We start from the raw sequence: 19353 nt of genomic DNA, 5'->3' as shown, positions 1-19353 counted from the left end.
TCTTTGCACTCTATAAGCAATGACTTTTTTGGTAAAAATCTTTACTAAGAAAACAAGTATAACGAAAAAACAACTGAACCTGATGAAAAAGAAAATACTTATTCTTGATGACAAAGAAACAATAGCCAAGGTGCTTTCGATATACCTCATGAGCGACTACGAAGTACAATGGCTTCCGGACGGGCTGCAAGGCGTAAAATGGCTGCAAGCAGGAAATACCCCCGACCTTATAATATCAGACATCAGAATGCCGGAAATGCGAGGCGATGATTTCCTTGAATGGATAAAACAGAACGAGTTGTTCCGCCACATACCTATCGTAATGCTAAGCAGTGAAGATAGTACAAGCGAGCGTATTCGCCTTCTTGAAATCGGAGCGGAAGATTATATAGTAAAGCCTTTCAACCCGATAGAACTGAAAATAAGAATCAAGAAAATCCTACCAAACTAATAATCATTATGTTAGGTGTAGTATATTATGGGACAAATCCCTATACCCAAGAACGTCTGAAGTTTATTTCGGGACAGTTCATAAGGATCACAAGCACCTATAAAGACGCGGCATCGGCATGCGTCTCGGGGTTTAACGGGAAACACAAGCACCTCATCGTACTTTTTGAGAAAGGCCTGCTCACCGAAGACATCACCGCCATAACATACCTTCGGAAGAAATGCGACAATATTTATATTGTATTGTTAACAGAAAAACTATCGGACGAAGAACGCTGCCAATACATGAAATGCGGCATTAACGACACTATAGGCAAAGATGCCACCGTGACGGATATAAACAAGAAAATACGGTTTATATCCGACAGGGAAGACATATTGTTCGACAGCAAGGCTCCAAAATACAAAATATTACAATTTGAGATACCGGTATGGAAACGGCTTTTCGATATCGTATTCTCCTTGATTGCGATAATAATATTATCTCCCATATTCCTTATTACTGCCATTGCTATCAGGATGGAAAGCAAAGGTCCTATTCTGTTCAAGTCAAAAAGAGCCGGAACAAACTACAAAATATTCGATTTTCTCAAATTCAGAAGCATGTACTGTGATGCGGACAAGCATCTGACAGAACTGAGCAAATCTCACAACCAGTATTCCGGGGGAGGCAATCCGGAGAGTATCCCGACAAAAATACCATACAATGCTGACCATAACGCAGATACATTTACCACCCAAAACAGAGACATGGGCGAAGAAATAATGCTCGGAGATGAGGAGGTAATGCTCGTAGGTGACGATTTTGTGGTGGCAGAAAGTGATTTCGCAAAGCAAAACAATGAAGAAAAAAACAACGCTTTCATAAAGATAGAAAACGACCCGCGCGTAACAAAAGTGGGCCGTTTCATTCGCAAATACAGTATAGACGAGTTGCCACAACTATTCAATATCCTCAAAGGAGATATGTCGGTGGTAGGAAACAGGCCTCTACCTCTATACGAAGCGGAGAAACTCACGGGAGATACAAGTATCGACAGGTTTATGGCTCCTGCCGGTCTCACAGGTTTGTGGCAAGTGGAGAAAAGGGGCGATAGTGGAACAATGTCGGCAGAAGAGCGCAAACAACTTGACATCAGATACGGCCAAACCTACAACTTTGCTTTGGACATGAAAATAATATTCAAGACTTTGACCGCATTCGTACAGAAAGAGAATGTCTGAAAACAACTAAGAACAAACATAAGTTTTAATACCATAAGCACCGTATGAATAATCCTAGACACACGATATGCCTGCTTTTACTTACGATAATAAGCCTATCAGCAAAAGCACAGTTCAACAACAGCGGAATAAGTGCCGGTTTCTTCGATTCAAGTGAAAACAGCACCATAAACTTCTCCAAATTCCATTTACCGCCACTGGCAGTCCTGTTTGAGAACGCCAAGTCCAATCCACAAATTTTAGACCTGGCCAAAGCACAGGAAATAGCACAGGCTGAAGTCGCCAAACAGAAAAGGCACATATTCTCATACCTGCGAGGCCATGCCAGCTATAGCTATGGAAAAACCGACATGTGGGGTAACAACTCATCCACATATAACCAGATGATATACCAATTTCAAGGCAGCGAGCAGAACTATTGGAACGTAGGCGTAAACCTAAACATTCCATTGGAAGATATCCTCGACCTGGGTGCGTCTGTGAAAAGAAAGAGATTGCTCGTCGAACAGGCACAGATAAAAAAAGACATAGCATACGATCAACTTAAATTGCAGATAGCATCACTGTACGTTAAAATAACAAATGACCTCGTTTCGCTGAAAACCGCAAGCGAGAATGCCGCTATCTACCAAGGCGCAGGTGCCTTGAACCAAGAAGATTTCCACCAAGGCAACATGAACATTGAGGCTTTCGCATATACAAAATTAAGGGAACAGGAAGCCGTGAGCCGTTATCAAAACCTTCAAACGCAAATAACGACAGACATAATAACGCTCGAAATCCTTACACACACGCCTATAATAACAAACACCACCACGGATATTACACTGGACAGCGACATCCAGAAGAGCGACAAACAAATCGCGAAAGAAAACAAAGCGGTGGAAAAACAAATAAAAAAGAACGCGGAAAAGGAGCAGAAAAGATTTGAAGCATTAGAAAAAGCGGATAAGGAAGCACAGCGAAAGGCAGCCAAAGAAAAGCCGAAATCATCCGGGAACAGCTCAGGAAACACTTCGAATACGAGCAGATAAGAAGAAAAAGACATACAAGCAACAAGATAAGTCAAACCACTATGGATACATTCAGATATTTAGTCAGATTCTTATACCGCATCAGATGGTATCTCGCCATACTGCCGCTGATCGCTCTTGTTATCGCATGGTTCCTCACACGGCACATGGAACGTACATACGACACAAACACAACTATATACACCGGAATGATAACCGGATACAACATAGAGGGAGGAACAGGGGTTGCCGGTGGAAATCCGCAAGCCAACATCAAGAACCTGATGCTCATAATAACCACAGACAACACCATACATGAAGTTGCTTTGAGGCTGTTCGCACGATGCATGATGTACGGTAATCCCGATAAGGACAACAACTACATATCCGCCGAACACTTCCGCGAACTGACACAATCCGTTCCCGCTGACGTCAAAGCATTGATAAACCATAACAGCGAGTCGGCGACATACGCCAATCTGAAAGCATACGAAAAACCTTCACAAGACAATTATCTGTTCGGACTGCTCAATTATCATCCGTATTTCGGCATGAACAACATCACTTCGCGTCTTAAAGTAATGCAACTCGACAACAGTGACATCATCGATATCGGATATTCGGCCAATGACGCCGGTGTAGCATATAACACTCTTGACATCCTAAACGAGGTCTTTGCACGCCAATACCAACAAATAAGATTTGGAGAAACGAACAACGTGATAAAATACTTCGAGCGTGAGGTCAAGCGTTATTTCCGCATCCTGACAAACGCAGAGGACGATTTGGTGAAATACAACATATCAAAGAGAGTGATAAACTACCCAGAACAAACCAAACAACTGACCATACTGGATGCCACACAGCAGACATCGGACAATGACCTGCTCATGAACTACACTACGACGAAAGCCCTGATGGACTATCTTGAAAGACAATTAGGCAACAGAGCCAAGGTCGTAAGAGCCAACAGAGACTTCACGGATCAGGTTCGTGACATTTCAAGAATACAATCAAGGATTTCCAATCTGCAACTAATGAGCAGCGAAGGCGGAGGAAACGTATCCGAATCGCAGCAAGAACTGGCTAAAGCACAAAAGCAACTGGAACAGGCCACCAGCAAAGTGAAAAGCCTCACGCAAGATATCGAAGCCGGCACTTACAGTACTGAGACAGGCGTGAAAGCAAGTTCGATGCTGACCAAATGGCTCGATCAAGTTCTTCTGTTGGAAAAGACAAAGGCACAGATGACCGCCCAAGACATAATGCGCCAGAAACTAGACCAGCAAATCCTTTATTTCGCCCCCATAGGAGCCACGCTCGACCGTAAAGACAGGCACATAGGCTTCATTGAAAGCAATTACATGGAAATGCTCAAATCGCTAAATGCCGCCCGCTTGCGCCAGCGCAACCTGCAAATGTCTACCGCCACATTGCGAGTTCTCAACCCGCCGATGTTCCCGCTCAACGCACAACCGACAAACAGATTGCTGATATTGCTCGGTGCATTCATCCTCACATTCCTGATGACAACAATGTACTTCTTCATCATCGAACTGTTAGACAGAACATTACGAGACCGCATGCGCTCCGAACGCATAACCAAGATACCTGTCATGGGATGTTATCCGAAAGACAGCAACTTACGCTATCGCAGATATAACAAGATTATCTCCGACATGGCACTACGCCAACTAAGCAAAACGTTGCTCCCCCACTTTAAGACCGGACAGCAAAACGTACTCAACCTGATATCCACCGACTCGGCAAACGGCAAGAGTTTTCTTGCGCAGGAACTTGAAAACTATTGGATTTCCCTCGGATTGCAAGTTCGCAGGCTTGCATACGATGAAGATTTCCTTGCCGATGACGGAAAATACATCATGGCAAAAAGCATAAAAGAACTGTGTCCCGACATTCTTCCTGACGAGATTGCCATCGTTGAGTATCCCAATCTCAACGATCATCCCATAGCCCCGGCATTGCTCAACCTCGGAACAGTCAACCTCATAGTGACCCGTGCCAACCGCACTTGGAAGGATGTTGATCAAAAAGCACTTAAAGAGATAAAGGCACAGCTTGAAAACACAGAGTCCCTTTATATGTATCTCACAGAAACAAGCAGATATGCCGTTGAGGAATTTGTGGGCCAGTTGCCGCCATATACAAAATTAAAGAATTTCGTTTATCGGATTTCGCAACTCGGCCTGACAGCCACCGAGAACATCCACGCCAACTGACGGCAAGAAGCGTCTATTACTGATGATGGAGAACGGCAAATCAGATAACATATCAAAATACACAAGCGAAAACGGGGGAAAAGTATTACTGCTCTTCCTCCTGTTTTTAATTGCACTCTATCAGCTCATCACAATGGGCATCACCGGCTTCGCCATTGTCTGCATGCTGCCGGCTGTGGCGCTGTACGCCATCTTTGCGATGCGCCATAAGATGATAACTTTCTGGACTCTGTTCGTCATCAACTACTTCGTAATGTTTCTAAACAGGTACAGTTACATGCCCGTTCCTGTCTCAATGCCAAACGAAGTACTGGAAATAATATTATTGGCCATTGCCATAATCGATGCCAAAAGCCTTCACCTCGGCAGGGTGGCGAATATAATGTTCTTTGCCCTGGTAATATGGTGTGGTTTCTGTACCATCGAGGTTCTCAATGATACCTGCGACCTCGGAATCGACATTGCGTCATGGTTCTCCGGCGCACGCCTCATGGCTTTCCAGCTCATGTACGCTTATCTCGTATGCATCATATACATATCCACTCCAAAACGGGTGACAACATTCCTCAGACTATGGGCCGCCCTGTCACTCTTCGCCGCCTTCTGGGCATGGAAACAACAGCACATAGGTTTCACGAGCATCGAGAAAGCATGGCTTGTATATGGAGCGCGGACCCACATTGTGAATGGCATCACCAGATATTTCTCCATATTCAGCGATGCAGCCAACTTAGGATGCAACATGGCCGCGAGCGCCGTTGCGTTCTTCATCGTTTCCGTGTCACACAAGAGCATTTGCGGGAAAGAACGAATATTCTTCTTCATCACCGGTCTGGCATGTACATGGACTATGTTCGCTTCAGGCACGAGAACCGCCATATTCTGCTTTGCTTTTGGCGTTTCCATATATGTATTCCTTTCCAAATCCTTTAAAATAGCCATTCCCGTAACCATCGTATTCGGTTTCTTCATGTTCATTCTGGTGTTTACCACCATAGGCCAAGGCAATTCCATGATCAGACGCATGCGTTCGGCATTCAACAAGGAAGACGCCTCTCTCGGTACACGAGAAATCAATCAGACGGCAATGAAGAAGTACATGCAAGACGCACCGTGGGGCATCGGCATCAGCCGCAACCTCGGTAACGTGCCAGCAAACAATAAATACAGGAAAGTTTCCGTCACCGCTCCCGACTCTGAGTACGTTTTCATCTGGGTACATACAGGTATCATCGGCATCACCACCTTCATTGTAACAACAATGATGATGTTCCTTGGAGCATGTATAATTGTCTTTTTCAAACTGAAAAACAAATCACTGCAAGGCATAGGAGCCGCTTTCTGCTGTGCTTTTGCAGCCATACACCTCGGAGGATACGGCAACCAAATACTGATGCAGTTCCCTAATGTATTGATCTTCTACGGAGGCCTGGCTGTCGTATATATCCTGCCACACATCGAGAATGAATACGACGGGCTGGAAAAAGACATTATTTCAAAAAGAGAAGAGCGCAAACGATTAATAGCGGAGAAGCAACGTGCATCAAGAGATTGAGCTATCTATTATCACTGTCAATTACAACGGCTACAAAGACACCTGCGAACTGATTGACACACTACCCCTTGACGACAAGTCGTTGGAGGTGATAGTCGTCGACAACGGTTCCCGAGACGATGAGGCCGCACTCCTGAAACAACGCTATCCGGCAATAACCGCAATTCGTTCGGAGCGGAATGTGGGATTTGCGGGCGGAAACAATATAGGAATGAAAGCCTCATCCGGCAAGTATCTGTTCCTCGTCAACAACGACACAATATTCAAAAACCGCAATTTCCACAATTTAACAAGCCGCCTCTGCTCATCACCGACAATAGGAATGGTATGTCCCAAGATATGTTTTGCCGACGATGAGCGCAAGATACAGTTTGCCGGCTATACAAAGCTATCGCCCGTCACACTGCGTAACCGTGCCATCGGATACAACGAGGACGACTGCGGACAGCATGACACCGCCTACCCCACTCCTTACGCACATGGCGCCGCCATGATGATAAAGCGCAGTGCCATCGAATCAGCAGGCCCTATGCCCGAGTGTTATTTTCTGTACTATGAAGAGTTAGACTGGTCTGTGCGCCTGCACGAAGCCGGATATGAAATATGGTACGACCCGTCGTTCACCATCTACCACAAGGAGAGCCGCTCGACAGGCACCGACAGTCCTTTAAAGACATTCTACATAACCCGCAACCGCCTGCTTTTTGCAAAACGAAACACCAATGGCATTGAGAGATTGGCGGCATATTTTTACCTGATTACCATCGCTTCACTCAAAAACATCATAACACACAGTATCAAAGGCCGCTTTGACTTGGTAAAATCCACTGTCGGCGGCATCGTGAACTTCTTAAAATCATAACATCATGAGCATCGGATGGATTGTCATAAACATAATAGACATCATACTGTTTGCAATCGTATCACTCACGGTTGCATATCTCACCGTATTCTCGATTGCCGCCCTTTTCAACAGACGTACCGGTGTTCCGGCGGCAAAGCACCAGAACCGTTTTATCATCCTCATACCCGCATACAAACAGGATAAAAGCATAGAACAGACCGTCAAGACCGCTCTCGGACAGACATACCCGCAGCGTCTGTTCGACATAACCGTCATTTCCGACCATCAGAAAGAAATAACTAACTTTCATCTCGCTCAATATCCAATAACACTGCTGACCCCTAATTTTGCCAGCAGTACGAAAGCCAAGTCGCTGCAACTGGCCATCAACAACCTGCCGCAGTTCAAGATATACGACATAGCGATAGTGCTCGACGCGGGCTCGGTGGTAGAGCCCGAATTCCTCCAACAGATGAACGACGCATTCGAAACAGCAGGCACAAAGGCGATACAGGCTCATCGCCTGTCTAAAAACCGTGACACGGCAATAGCCAACCTCGACGCAATATTCGAAGAGATTAACAACTCCGTCTTCCGCCGTGGACACATAACACTCGGAATATCAGCCGCCATATCCGGTTCGGGCATCGCTTACGACTTCAAATGGTTCAAAGAAAACATAATGAAGACAAACACAGGATGGGAAGACAAGGAACTGGAGGCGTTGCTCATGCGCCAGCATATATACGTAGACTACTTCGACCATATCCACGTGTACGATGAGAAAACAAGACAGTCGGCCGATTTCAACAAGCAGAGAGGCCGGTGGGCATCCACACAACTGCGCTCTTTATTCTCAAACGCGCGCTATCTTCCGGCCGCAATATTGAAAAAACGATACGATCTGATAGACAAAATCATACAGTGGATGCTTATCCCTCGCACAATAATGGTAGCCGTGATGGTGCTCATGAGCATCGTCCTGCCGTTCATTTACCTCACACTGGCCGTGAAATGGTGGATTATGTTTGCCGTCACTATGCTTGTACTGGCCATAGCCACTCCCGATTACCTCGTAGACGACAAGTGGGACAAATCATTTTTCAAGGCGCCGTTCATCATGCTTGTATCACTGCTGAACATAACGAAAATGATACGCCGCAAAAAGAATTTCGAAAACCGCAACTGACAGCAAGCCATGACATGGACAATAATACATATCATCGACATGACGCTATGGCTTTTCATGGCCGGTTCGGTCGTCTACGTGCTTTTCTTCGCCGTCGCCAGCAAGTTCAATAGCGGAAAGACACAACGCAGACCAAGGGCATGCAACGACCGGAGGCACACATTCCTCGTATTGTTTCCCGCATACAATGAAGACAATGTGATAACGACATCCGTATCAGCATTCCTCAACCAAGACTACCCCGCCGACCACTATCATGTCGCAGTGATATCAGACCACATGCGGAACGATACCAACAACAAACTAAGCTTGATGCCGATAACACTCCACAAACCGGTTTTCGAGAACAGTTCGAAGGCCAAGGCCCTTCAGTATGCCATGGCAAACTGTGACCGCCGATACGACTTCGTCGTCGTGCTCGACGCCGACAACGTGGTGAACAGCGATTTCCTTATCCGGCTCAACACAGCCTGCCAATACGGATATTCCGCAATTCAGTGCCACAGGCTCGCCAAAAACACCGATAACGACATTGCCGTGCTCGACGGACTCAGCGAGGAGATAAACAACACCATATTCAGAAAAGCCCACAATAACATAGGTCTGTCTTCCGCTCTGATAGGCTCTGGTATGTGCTTCGACTTCAAGTGGTTCACGGACAATGTAAGACTTCTCTCAACCGCCGGCGAAGACAAAGAGCTTGAAGCACTCCTGCTCATGCAGGGTATATATATAAAATATGAGGAAGACATCGCCGTGTTTGACGAGAAGGTGGCAAGCAAAGACAATTTCCAGCAGCAGCGGCGGAGATGGATGACAGCCCAGATACAATGTCTGTCAAGCATGCTCCCGCACGTTCCCGCCGCCATAAGGCAAGGCAACATTGACTATATCGACAAGACGGTACAGCAGATGCTCATCCCGAGGTCTATACTCATAGCCGCCATACTATTCTTCGCCGGGCTGTCACTTGTAGCCGTTCCGGTGTGGAGCATGAAGTGGTGGGCGCTGCTCGCCGTTCTCTGCCTCTCTGTCATCATGTCGATACCTGGAAATAAACGCTTCGGAACCACTCTCCGTAAAGTTACGGCCATGCCCAACCTCGTATGGAAGATGCTCGCCAACATCCGTCATATCGACAAGAACGACACTACATTCACACACACAAGACACGAAAGATGAGAATAGCCGTCCTGACATCCGGAATACTCCCCGTACCGGCCACAGGCGGAGGAGCGGTGGAAAACCTTATCGATTTCTATCTCGAATATAACGACCGTCACCGCCTGCACGACATAACCGTATACAGCACAGAAAGCAAAGAGGCCCGCAAGCACCGTGCACTCGCCTCATCCGTAAACCACTACGTGTTCATAGATACGGAAAGTTTCATCTCAAAAATCATGAAGCGCATACACCGGCTGACAAACCGGAACGAATACTACCACTATACCATCGAGTTCTATCTCGCCAAAGCCCTAAGGCACATCAACAGGCAAACCTACGACGCCATAATAATAGAAAACCGCCCCGGCTATGCGCTTCATCTGGACAGCCTCGCCATACGTCCCAAGATCATATATCACCTGCACAACGATGTCTTAAACCGGAATACACCGAGACAAAAAGAGCTGTACGACGCTGCCGACATAATAATATCCGTGTCAGACCATATCACCAAGCAAGTAAGCGCAGTGGGCGGTAAAGACAGCAAGTGCGTCACCGTGCACAACGGTATAGATACGGCCATGTTCTCCGCATGCGGGAAACAAGAGATGCGCAGAGCCGATATCGGCCTGGCAGAAAATGATTTCGTTGTCGTTTTCAGCGGAAGGATTATTCCGGAGAAAGGCATATCCGAGCTCATGGATGCCATGACAGCCCTACAAGACAGACCAGACATAAAACTGCTTATCGTGGGCGGAGCTTTCTTCGCCAACGAGACCGGAACCAATCCGTTTATAGACTCGCTCATAAAAAAAGCCGCCCCTATTAAAGACCGCATCGTATTCACCGGCTTCGTTCCCTACGACAAAGTGCCACAATACCTGCGTCTGGCAGACATCGCGGCACTGCCCTCTACATGGGAAGAGCCTTTCGGGTTGACATGCGTGGAAGCTATGGCCGCCGGACTGCCAATCATCACGACAGACAGAGGCGGACTGCCAGAAACGGCCACGGACGAATGTGCGGTCATCGTCACTCCCGGCAACGATTTGGCACGACAACTGGCCTACGCCATATCAGACTTTATGGACTCTGCCGAAAAGCGGGAGAAAATGGGAAGAGCCGCACAGGCACGTGCCGCCATGTTCTCAAAGGAGCGGTATGCCGAAGCATTCTTCAAAGCTCTGCAAGCGAAAAGAATTAAGACACAATAAAAGTCATCAATAATATTTACAAAACTCCTTTTATATTTCAATCATCTGAAAACAAAAATCCTCCGGACGGAAATACCGCCGCATTTCACAGGTTTTCACAAACACCTGTATATCAATACAATACATCTGAAACACATTATTTATTCAACAAACACCCCTCACCTGCCTTGGGTTGTATTTGCGTTTAGCGTCCCGTTAGCCTGCGTTTAGCCGCCCGTTGTCTTCCAACGAGCGGCTAAACGCAGTGCAATTAATTGCTAAATGCGTTCCAAGGAGTATCCCGCTGCAAAAAAAACAAAGAAGCAGACATCCCACAATCGATATACTATCGCAATGCGTATAGCTACACATATCGCATTGTTGTTCTATTTCAAAGAAAAACAAAGTGTTAATTTTATGATTTTTTCATTACAACAGATGATTAAAAAGTCAAATAAAACCAGTTCATTACCGATTCTTTTCCGTATCTTTGCAAAAGACAGGCGGTGCCCAGGCAAATTGAGACAGAATTCATTGCTTACGGTTCTTAGCCTTCATTCCCACATATAATGAACCGATGAAAATACTCTTTCTCGTATATCACGGCTTTTCGGAAGCAAGCGGAATAAGCAAAAAGATACGCAGCCAGGTGAAAGGACTACGCGAGAACGGTCATGACGTGCATGTGTGCTATTATGACTTCTCGGCCGACGGACACCGATGCCGCTATGTGGACGATACAGTAATACAAGACTACGGCACCGGACTGCATGCCGCCATACGGCAACGGTACGACTACGGATGCGTGTACAAGTACTGTGCCGGTAACGGCATTGATTTGGTATACGCCCGCAGTTTCATGAATGCCACTCCGCAGCTCGCAAGACTGTTCGCCCGCTTGCGCAAATCGGGCATAAAAACCGTGACCGAGATACCCACATATCCTTATGACGGCGAGTTTGCGGGCTTCCCGTTGAAAGAGCGTATCAGGCTGTTTGTCGATAAAATGTTCCGCCGCAGGCTCGCAAAAGAGATGAGCGCGATAGTAACGTTCTCCGATGCCGAATATATTTTCGGCTGCAAGACAGTGAATATCAGCAATGGAATAGATCTCGACAGCATACCTATACATGAGTGCCGGCACAGAGACAATGCCGTACACCTAATCGGAGTGGCCGAAGTTCACTATTGGCACGGATACGACAGACTGATCGCCGGCCTGGGAGAATACTACGCAAAACCTGGAACAAGACGCAATGTATACTTCCATATAGTGGGAGGTGTGGGCGAAAGTGAGATGCACGGCTCCGCCCATGCTCCGGGATTTGCCTGCATTATAAAAAAATACGGGATAGAGAAAAACGTTGTTTTCCACGGTCAGTTATTCGGCACAGAGCTCGACAGGGTTTTCGACAGCTGCGTCTTTGCCGTGGGAAGTCTCGGCCGTCACCGCAGCGGAATAACCTCGATAAAGACATTGAAAAACCGTGAATATGCCGCCCGAGGCATTCCTTTCGCATATTCCGAATGCGACAGTGATTTCGATGGCCGCAGATATGTGCTTAAAGTGCCGGCCGATGAGTCGCCGATAAATATCGGCTCCATAATCGAGTTCATCGAAAGCCACGACTTCCAACCATCAGACATTCGCGACACCGTATCCGATTTATCATGGAAAACGCAGATGAAACGAGTCGTAGACGCGGTAAACAAGATGTGATTTCCACCGGCGTCTTATTGAGACACGCCTGTATCCGCGATATTAAGAAAGCGTTTGAATTGCCATACGGCAATACATAAATCCAAATTTCACTGCCACCACGCCCTTTTAAGCCAGAACACAAGGATTGATTTCAGCCCGATATATCCCATATACCCGGATTTCACAGCCCTGGCGAACAGTCCGAACTTGTATTTCAACGGTATCAGATGACCGGTGTAGAACACGATGGGAAGCATAAACCCGAGGTATCTTTCGGCCGTCTGGCCACCGTTTAACTTCTTAATCTCATCCGCAACGGTCATATAGCAGTCAAGATTGCGCCTCGTGAAGTCCGTGCCCATCGTGGAACCAGTCCTTATACGGTGGGTGACAAAAACTTTCCGAATACAAAAAACACTCCGACATTTAAGGAAAAGAGACGTCGAGAACAACTCATCCTCATGTATTATTCCATTGTAAAACGATATGCCCGTGCCTTTGAGAAAAGACCGTCTGACCATATAAAGCCACACGACAGAATTATATCTGCCGTTGTCCATCATTATATTCAACAGCTCTTCCCCCGTATATGCCCTGCCCTCTTCAAGAAAACGGCTCTGCCTGTAATTCCATGATATCGGGCATGCCCCCTCCTCATATACCGTATCGGCGTCGAACACGCACATGTCGGCATTGTTTACTGAGGCATATTCATGGCATGTTTTCAATGCGTCGGGATGTATAGTGTCGTCGGCATCCATGAAATAGATATATTCCCCGGTAGCGACGGCCATTCCGGCATTTCTCGCCGCGGCCTGTCCACGGTTCTCCTGATTGATGAGCGTGATACGGCGGTCTGACGCCATATACTTCCTTATTATCTCCTCGCTGTCATCTGTCGACCCATCGTTCACCGCTATAATCTCAATATCACGCAGGGTCTGGCCCATCAACGACGTGAAAGTGTCGTCAAGGTATAACCCGACGTTATATATGGGAAGTATTACGCTTACTTTATTCATTGTTACGGCAAATTTAATAAAATCTTTTCACTGTGGAAAATAATTACAACGCCTTTTCCTAATGTCGGAATAAATGACTATCTTCGCAATGTTAAACAACGGAACGGCTCACTGTGCTTAAATCTTTCCGATTATGAAAATAGCCTATTGCACTCCATCTCTATATATTGCAGGAGGTGTCGAGCGTGTATTGACATTGAAAGCGAACTATTTTGCCGACCGCTTCGGTCATGATGTGACAATCATTCTGACAGACGGACATGGCAAACAGCCGTATTATCATCTTTCGGATAAAGTGAGGGTGATAAACCTCGACATCGGTTTTGAGGAGTTGTGGACATGCACCTTCATCAAAAAAGTGTTCGTATACCTGCGCAAGCAGCGGCTTTTCAAACGCAGACTGCGTGCCGAACTCATGCGCCTCAGACCGGATATAACGGTCAGCATGCTGCGACGAGAGATAAATTTCATCACCGACATCAAAGACGGAAGCATGAAAATCGGCGAGATGCACATAAACAAAAAGAACTATCGTAACTTCGAAACGGAAGATACGAACATTGTCAAACGGTGTTTTGCAAAGTTCTGGATGTACGGTTTGGTATCTAAATTGAAGAAGCTGGATAAGTTTGTAGTATTGACGGATGAGGACAAAAAAGCGTGGAACGGATTAAAGAACATGGTTTCCATTCCCGACCCCCTGTCTTTCACTCCCTCTACACGCAGCGACCTAATGCGGAAACGGGTGATAGCGGTAGGCAGATACAGTCATGAAAAAGGCTATGACCTGTTGTTGCGGGCATGGAGTAAAGTGGAAAAAGAATGTCCGGACTGGGAACTGGCTGTTTTCGGAATGGGCAACAGAGAGCCATACGAGCAACTGTCGGCCGAGCTTGGAATAGACAGTAGCCGCTGCAGGCTGAACGGCAGCACTCACGATATAGAACGGGAGTATACGGCCAGCTCGCTGTTTGTGTCAAGCAGCAGGTTCGAGGGGTTCGGAATGGCACTTGTCGAAGCTATGGCCTGCGGACTTCCGGTAATATCTTTTGATGGTGCCTGCGGTCCGAGAGCTATAATATCCCACGGCACCGACGGTCTGTTGGTACCTGCCGAAGATGCCGACGCGCTTGCCGCTGCAATGTCTTCATTGATGAAATCGCCGGGAAGGATGAATGAAATGGCAGGCAACGCCGTGCGGAAATCCGAAAATTATGACATGGACATGCTTGCCGAAAAGTGGCGTGAATTATTCAATGAAGTATGCAATAAGTGAAAACAGACATGGCTTGGTACAATAAATATCTTTCTATATACGACAAACCGATAGATGAAATACCGGTAGCGGTACTTGACGAGATACGTGAAAAGCTGGCCTCATCGCAGAGTAGAGAGCCGGTAGTGTCTGTGGTAGTCATCGCGCACAACGAGGGCAGATGCCTTGCCGCTTGTCTATGGTCGCTCAGCGAGTTGAAATCAAGCCATCCGCTGGAGATTATCGGAGTGAACAATAACTCATCGGATAACACGGAGGATATATATAAAACACTTGGATTGCCTTATTTCAACGAACCGCGACAGAGTCCGGGATTTGCCCGCCGGTGCGGATTATACAACTCGCGCGGCAAATATCATTTCTTCATCGACGCCGACACGGTATATCCTTCCGGGTATATAGATATAATGATGTCAACACTTTTAAAGCCCGGGGTATCATGTGTCGGGGCTCTTTGGAGCTTCTATCCGGATGAAAAGCATTCCGCCGCAGGGCTTTTCATCTTTGAGGCAATTCGTGACTTCTTTCTGTTCGTACAACATTTCAAGCGTCCGGAACTTTGCGTTCGCGGCATGGTATTCGCCTTCAACGCTGATTACGCACGCCATGAGAACATACGCACTGACATAAAACGTGGAGAAGACGGCTCACTCGCCCTGTCATTGAAAAAATACGGCCGCATAGCGTTTATCCATGATAGAAAAGCCCGCCCGGTAACCGGATATGGCACACTGGGCAATGATTCGCTGATGAAGAGCCTGATGAAGCGAGTCCGCATGCAGTCCAAAGGAATATGGCGCATATTCTATAAAAAAGAGCACTACGAAGACTCGAAAGACAACCTTGTATAAACATTATTCTCAATACTTGGCGAGGCTTATTTCAATATACGCCTAAAAATCCGCAACATTTATACAGATGCTATAATGCTTATTTACCAAGTGTATAACACACATGCCTAAACTGATTTCAGCACCTTTTCAAACAGTTCTGTCCACTTTCCCATCACCGTTTCCCTTGAATACCGCCTGATATTCTCCCTGGCCTTGCGCCCCATTAGCTTTCTCGTCTCCTCATTTTCGATAAGGAAACAAATCTTGTCGGCCAGCTCCTTGCAGTCCAAGTATCTCACAATAAATCCGTCTTCACCGTCTTTTATCACATCGGCCGGACCGTAAGGGCAGTCAAACGACACGCAAGGCACACCGCAGGCCATAGCCTCTATCAGCACCATACCGAACCCCTCGAAACGCGAACTCATGGCATATATGCTGCTTTCGAGATACTTTTCCATTATATTTTTAGTCGGTTTGTGTATGACAAATGACCGTTCAAGTCCCTTTCCGGCAATAATCTCCCTCAAACGGCCCTCATCTTCGCCCTCACCATATACATTAAGCGTCCAGTCGGGATGCCGCTTGCTCACCGACTCCCATGCCTCAATCATGTATTCGTAGCCTTTCTGCTCATTGAGACGGCCCACGCACATCACGTTTTTATTCTCGCAAGCGCTCGATTGGCCAGGATAGAACGGCAATGAGTTGGGTATCACGTATGTACGGGCAGTCCCTTGCCAACTGGCAGCATCGTGCCCGGTCAGCAATACGAGTGCCGCCAGCCTTGAAACGGCTTTCTCCTGTTTCCGCCGCCAGTGCCGTGCCACGTATTTGTATATCCCCCCACGTTGTTCGAGCAGGTGAAAGTTTCGCGAATACTCTTTCGCCACGTGCGATTCGCCTATTTTCACACTCCCGTCGCGTATCGATGTCAGGAACTCCATGTCCCTTCCGAGCGTGGTTATCACTATATCCGGCTTTTCTTCACACAGCAACCGCGTGAGCGCACGCTTGTATCTGCGCATATAAATGAAGTAAACGCACGCCCGTAACACCGTATTGTATCTGTATTGACGGTCGAAATCTATGTCAATGCTTATCATTCTCGCTTTCGGCGATAACGGGAAGAACGGCTCCCTGCCGTTTTGCGACGTTGTGACAATAGCCACCTCATGCCCGTTCTCGGCCAGATAGTTTGCCTTTTCGACGATAACCCTGTCGGCTCCGCCTACCGTCGTGAGCGAATAATAGATATAAAAGATTTTCATTGGTTAGATATCTTTTTGTTAATGCGTATCGCCAAGCGTGTTATTTTGATGATGATGCGGTGTAAGCGGTCTCTTGTCGAAAGATAGGCGATGTCTTCAAGCAGCGGACTGCGCAACCGGCGGAAGAACATGTAGTCTTCGGCTATTCTCTCGGGAAACATCTCTTTCATTATGATATCCTGTTCCCTGTATCTCGCCCCGGCATCAAGACTGCTTATTCCGGTGACGTCATATACCGCAATCATATTGTCGACAACCCTATATGTACGGTTATCGGCCACTATGCACTTGACCGTCAGTTTCCAATCACTCAGCAATCTGAGATTTTCATCGTATCTGTCCGTGTCGAATATACTCTTCTTATAGAACGTAGACTGGTGATTAAACCCGTAAATACATAACGAATAGAGAGTCATACGCCCCGCAGGCGACCATATATTGCCGTCACTTCTCAATGCTTTGCCGAAAATAATGTCTTCATCCGCATCTTGCGGCAGATTAATAAGAACGTCATTATCGTGAAAACAGTCGCCCGAGTTCATGAAGTTAAGATATTCTCCATGTGCCTGCGCCAGTCCCTTGTTCATGGCATTATATATTCCTTTGTCACGTTCGGACACCCAATAGTCTATCTTTCCGGCATATTCTTCTATCACCTCCACGCTACCGTCTGTCGAGCCGCCGTCGATTACGATATATTCGATGTCCCGACAGCTCTGGTTGACCACGCTCTCTATTGTCTTGCGCAGTCCGTCACGGTTATTATAGTTTATCGTTATAATGGAATATCTCATTTCTTGAATACTTTTATTCGTCCGATACAGTCTCTCGCTCCTTTTGCGAAAAGTAGAAGACCGGTTATCTCGACAGCAAGGAATATAGCAAGACATGTGACCGAATAGCCGATCCACTGTATATAACCTTCATACGGATTTATCGGTATGAACTGTTCGAGAACCGTCCCTGCCGCAAACGCAGCCCCAAAGACGACATAATATCTTACAGCGCCGTTCCAATATTGCGTGACGGGCAATTTAAGACCGGCGGTAAACAGGTAGTACGGCTTCCAGAATATGACTATCGCAAACACACTGACTATCTTTCCAGCCAGTATTCCCGTGATGCCATACATCCATCCGCCCACAATAGTTATTGTGATGTTTATCGCCAGCTCTGCCCATGCCGACCATACATCGGCATACAGGCCGTGCGAGTGATTGAATATGTCCACCACTCCTCGTGAGTTTATCATGTAAATGTATATCACGAGCATCAAAAGTATGTCATGGTCCAGGATAAATTTATCTCCAAGCCATAGCGAAATGAACGGTTCCATACCGTAGTATATCGAGAAACAGAGCACTCCCGCCACAAAATGACGTATGGTCATAAGCTCCCAAAAGACCTTCATCATATTGTCTTTTCTACCCTCTGCCACAAGATTGCCCACTCCGGCATTCACACTGTCGAGTACAGAGGTGAAAAGAAGAGTGATCTTCGATGTTATCATTATATAGTTACCGTAGTAAGCTACCATTTTAAGCGAGACGAAAGCAAATATAAAAAGCTCGTCACTCTTGCTCAAAACAAAGTCTTTTATCTTGTGGATGAATATCTGCCGTGTGTTTGCCAGTATCTCGGGATACCGGCTCAGCAGGCGGCGTCCGCTCGCCTTATCGGTTCTAAGCCACGGGTATTCCTTGTCAATCTTACGGTTTAGGACAATACAGGCGAACAACCCGAACATAAACTCTATCGCGACCCATACATAGAGATTATGATATCTGTATGCAAGAAAGATCTGGACGGCTGTCTTTACCAGCCCCGCCGACTGGAAATAAACAGCCACAAGATAGTTCTTCTGGTCTGCTTGAAGCAGTATTTGGCGGTAGTTTATGAAATATGATATAAGCGAAGAGCCGAGAAAAGAATAGAAAGTGAAATAAATTATAGGCATACCCAATTTCTCTCCGCCGAACATCAAAGGGAAAAAGAGGCTCAGAACGACGCCCGCCCCAAGCATTGCGAAACCGATACAACGATACAGATAACCTAAAACAGACAATATCTGACCTATCTTTATCCTGTCGCCAGCCTGAATAGGCTTATACAGAAAGAAACTGACGCAACTGCCGATACCCAACTCCGCAAGGTTAAGATAACCGAGAATATTACCCAATGTGCCGGTGAGACCTATGAAATCGGCACTCAGGTTGTCGAGAAATATCTTACGGGAGAAGAAAGCCAAGAACAACGACAGGAAGTAAAACAAAAGATTTACCTCCGCGTTTATAACACTTTTATGTACTCTTCCACCCATCAGGCATGCGTTTTTCCATCGACTATACTATGCAAAGATAAGTCAAATATTTGG

Annotated in this window: 16 protein-coding genes; 12 read left to right on the top strand and 4 right to left on the bottom strand. The window is 46.6% G+C overall.

All coding sequences use genetic code 11. The annotated features are described in order from the left end of the window. Window positions 1–82: 82 nt before the first annotated feature. The 10 genes from MoGM_RS01720 to MoGM_RS01675 all read left to right on the top strand — a co-directional run bounded on the left by MoGM_RS01720 (window position 83) and on the right by MoGM_RS01675 (window position 12595). Entirely contained in the window at window positions 83–451 is a 369-nt protein-coding gene (locus MoGM_RS01720) for a response regulator transcription factor (protein WP_104368500.1), read from the top strand. Window positions 452–459: 8 nt separating this feature from the next. After that, window positions 460–1674 (top strand): sugar transferase, encoded by a 1215-nt coding sequence (locus MoGM_RS01715; RefSeq protein ID WP_104368492.1) that lies wholly within the window; start codon window positions 460–462, stop codon window positions 1672–1674. A gap of 44 nt (window positions 1675–1718) precedes the next feature. Further along, the gene (locus tag MoGM_RS01710; RefSeq protein ID WP_104368491.1) at window positions 1719–2708 is read left to right on the top strand and encodes a TolC family protein; all 990 of its coding nucleotides are present in this window, start codon (window positions 1719–1721) and stop codon (window positions 2706–2708) included. Between the two features lie 41 nt (window positions 2709–2749). After that, window positions 2750–4927, top strand: a complete 2178-nt coding sequence (locus MoGM_RS01705; protein ID WP_104368490.1) for a hypothetical protein — start codon at window positions 2750–2752, stop codon at window positions 4925–4927. Window positions 4928–4949: 22 nt separating this feature from the next. Further along, window positions 4950–6482, top strand: coding sequence for an O-antigen ligase (locus tag MoGM_RS01700; protein ID WP_104368489.1), 1533 nt, complete (start codon window positions 4950–4952; stop codon window positions 6480–6482). Beyond that, window positions 6466–7344, top strand: a complete 879-nt coding sequence (locus MoGM_RS01695) for a glycosyltransferase family 2 protein (RefSeq protein ID WP_104368488.1) — start codon at window positions 6466–6468, stop codon at window positions 7342–7344. Before MoGM_RS01700 ends, MoGM_RS01695 begins: the two co-directional genes overlap by 17 nt. A gap of 4 nt (window positions 7345–7348) precedes the next feature. Beyond that, window positions 7349–8515, top strand: a complete 1167-nt coding sequence (locus tag MoGM_RS01690) for a glycosyltransferase family 2 protein (protein ID WP_104368487.1) — start codon at window positions 7349–7351, stop codon at window positions 8513–8515. Between the two features lie 9 nt (window positions 8516–8524). Next, window positions 8525–9697 (top strand): glycosyltransferase family 2 protein, encoded by a 1173-nt coding sequence (locus MoGM_RS01685; RefSeq protein WP_104368486.1) that lies wholly within the window; start codon window positions 8525–8527, stop codon window positions 9695–9697. Further along, window positions 9694–10896 carry a glycosyltransferase family 4 protein gene (locus MoGM_RS01680; protein WP_158249538.1) on the top strand — a complete coding sequence of 401 codons (1203 nt, stop codon included), beginning with the start codon at window positions 9694–9696 and terminating at the stop codon, window positions 10894–10896. The genes MoGM_RS01685 and MoGM_RS01680 overlap by 4 nt, the downstream gene beginning before the upstream one ends. Window positions 10897–11452: 556 nt before the next feature. Beyond that, window positions 11453–12595 (top strand): glycosyltransferase family 4 protein, encoded by a 1143-nt coding sequence (locus MoGM_RS01675; protein ID WP_104368484.1) that lies wholly within the window; start codon window positions 11453–11455, stop codon window positions 12593–12595. Window positions 12596–12684: 89 nt separating this feature from the next. On the opposite strand, the gene MoGM_RS01670 is transcribed toward MoGM_RS01675, so the two are convergent. Continuing rightward, window positions 12685–13599, bottom strand: coding sequence for a glycosyltransferase (locus tag MoGM_RS01670; RefSeq protein ID WP_104368483.1), 915 nt, complete (start codon window positions 13597–13599; stop codon window positions 12685–12687). Between the two features lie 133 nt (window positions 13600–13732). Here MoGM_RS01670 and MoGM_RS01665 point away from each other — a divergent pair, with 133 nt between their 5' ends. Both MoGM_RS01665 and MoGM_RS01660 read left to right on the top strand, forming a co-directional pair. Further along, window positions 13733–14875 carry a glycosyltransferase family 4 protein gene (locus MoGM_RS01665; protein ID WP_104368482.1) on the top strand — a complete coding sequence of 381 codons (1143 nt, stop codon included), beginning with the start codon at window positions 13733–13735 and terminating at the stop codon, window positions 14873–14875. Between the two features lie 8 nt (window positions 14876–14883). Then, window positions 14884–15726 (top strand): glycosyltransferase family 2 protein, encoded by an 843-nt coding sequence (locus MoGM_RS01660; RefSeq protein ID WP_104368499.1) that lies wholly within the window; start codon window positions 14884–14886, stop codon window positions 15724–15726. A gap of 107 nt (window positions 15727–15833) precedes the next feature. Here MoGM_RS01660 and MoGM_RS01655 read toward each other — a convergent pair whose 3' ends face one another. From MoGM_RS01655 to MoGM_RS01645, 3 genes are read right to left on the bottom strand one after another with little or no spacing between them, the layout of a single operon-like run. Further along, the gene (locus MoGM_RS01655) at window positions 15834–16979 is read right to left on the bottom strand and encodes a glycosyltransferase family 4 protein (protein WP_104368481.1); all 1146 of its coding nucleotides are present in this window, start codon (window positions 16977–16979) and stop codon (window positions 15834–15836) included. Further along, window positions 16976–17773 carry a glycosyltransferase family 2 protein gene (locus tag MoGM_RS01650; protein ID WP_104368480.1) on the bottom strand — a complete coding sequence of 266 codons (798 nt, stop codon included), beginning with the start codon at window positions 17771–17773 and terminating at the stop codon, window positions 16976–16978. Before MoGM_RS01650 ends, MoGM_RS01655 begins: the two co-directional genes overlap by 4 nt. Further along, on the bottom strand, window positions 17770–19299 hold the full coding sequence (locus tag MoGM_RS01645; protein ID WP_104368479.1) for a lipopolysaccharide biosynthesis protein: 1530 nt from the start codon (window positions 19297–19299) through the stop codon (window positions 17770–17772). The genes MoGM_RS01650 and MoGM_RS01645 overlap by 4 nt, the downstream gene beginning before the upstream one ends. Window positions 19300–19353: the final 54 nt, after the last annotated feature.

It is taken from the genome of Prevotella sp. MGM1, from assembly GCF_002933775.1.
In the GTDB taxonomy this organism is placed as follows: Bacteria; Bacteroidota; Bacteroidia; order Bacteroidales; family Bacteroidaceae; genus Prevotella.
This window is presented reverse-complemented; position numbering and strand designations above follow the sequence as displayed.

Excerpts from the sequence above, each read along its gene's own strand:
- MoGM_RS01650 (WP_104368480.1), bottom strand. The coding sequence starts at position 17,773 with ATGAGATATTCCATTATAACGATAAACTATAATAACCGTGACGGACTG.
- MoGM_RS01715 (WP_104368492.1), top strand. The coding sequence starts at position 460 with ATGTTAGGTGTAGTATATTATGGGACAAATCCCTATACCCAAGAACGT.
- MoGM_RS01660 (WP_104368499.1), top strand. The coding sequence starts at position 14,884 with ATGGCTTGGTACAATAAATATCTTTCTATATACGACAAACCGATAGAT.
- MoGM_RS01675 (WP_104368484.1), top strand. The coding sequence starts at position 11,453 with ATGAAAATACTCTTTCTCGTATATCACGGCTTTTCGGAAGCAAGCGGA.
- MoGM_RS01700 (WP_104368489.1), top strand. The coding sequence starts at position 4,950 with ATGATGGAGAACGGCAAATCAGATAACATATCAAAATACACAAGCGAA.
- MoGM_RS01645 (WP_104368479.1), bottom strand. The coding sequence starts at position 19,299 with ATGGGTGGAAGAGTACATAAAAGTGTTATAAACGCGGAGGTAAATCTT.
- MoGM_RS01680 (WP_158249538.1), top strand. The coding sequence starts at position 9,694 with ATGAGAATAGCCGTCCTGACATCCGGAATACTCCCCGTACCGGCCACA.
- MoGM_RS01720 (WP_104368500.1), top strand. The coding sequence starts at position 83 with ATGAAAAAGAAAATACTTATTCTTGATGACAAAGAAACAATAGCCAAG.
- MoGM_RS01710 (WP_104368491.1), top strand. The coding sequence starts at position 1,719 with ATGAATAATCCTAGACACACGATATGCCTGCTTTTACTTACGATAATA.
- MoGM_RS01670 (WP_104368483.1), bottom strand. The coding sequence starts at position 13,599 with ATGAATAAAGTAAGCGTAATACTTCCCATATATAACGTCGGGTTATAC.
- MoGM_RS01705 (WP_104368490.1), top strand. The coding sequence starts at position 2,750 with ATGGATACATTCAGATATTTAGTCAGATTCTTATACCGCATCAGATGG.
- MoGM_RS01685 (WP_104368486.1), top strand. The coding sequence starts at position 8,525 with ATGACATGGACAATAATACATATCATCGACATGACGCTATGGCTTTTC.
- MoGM_RS01655 (WP_104368481.1), bottom strand. The coding sequence starts at position 16,979 with ATGAAAATCTTTTATATCTATTATTCGCTCACGACGGTAGGCGGAGCC.
- MoGM_RS01665 (WP_104368482.1), top strand. The coding sequence starts at position 13,733 with ATGAAAATAGCCTATTGCACTCCATCTCTATATATTGCAGGAGGTGTC.
- MoGM_RS01690 (WP_104368487.1), top strand. The coding sequence starts at position 7,349 with ATGAGCATCGGATGGATTGTCATAAACATAATAGACATCATACTGTTT.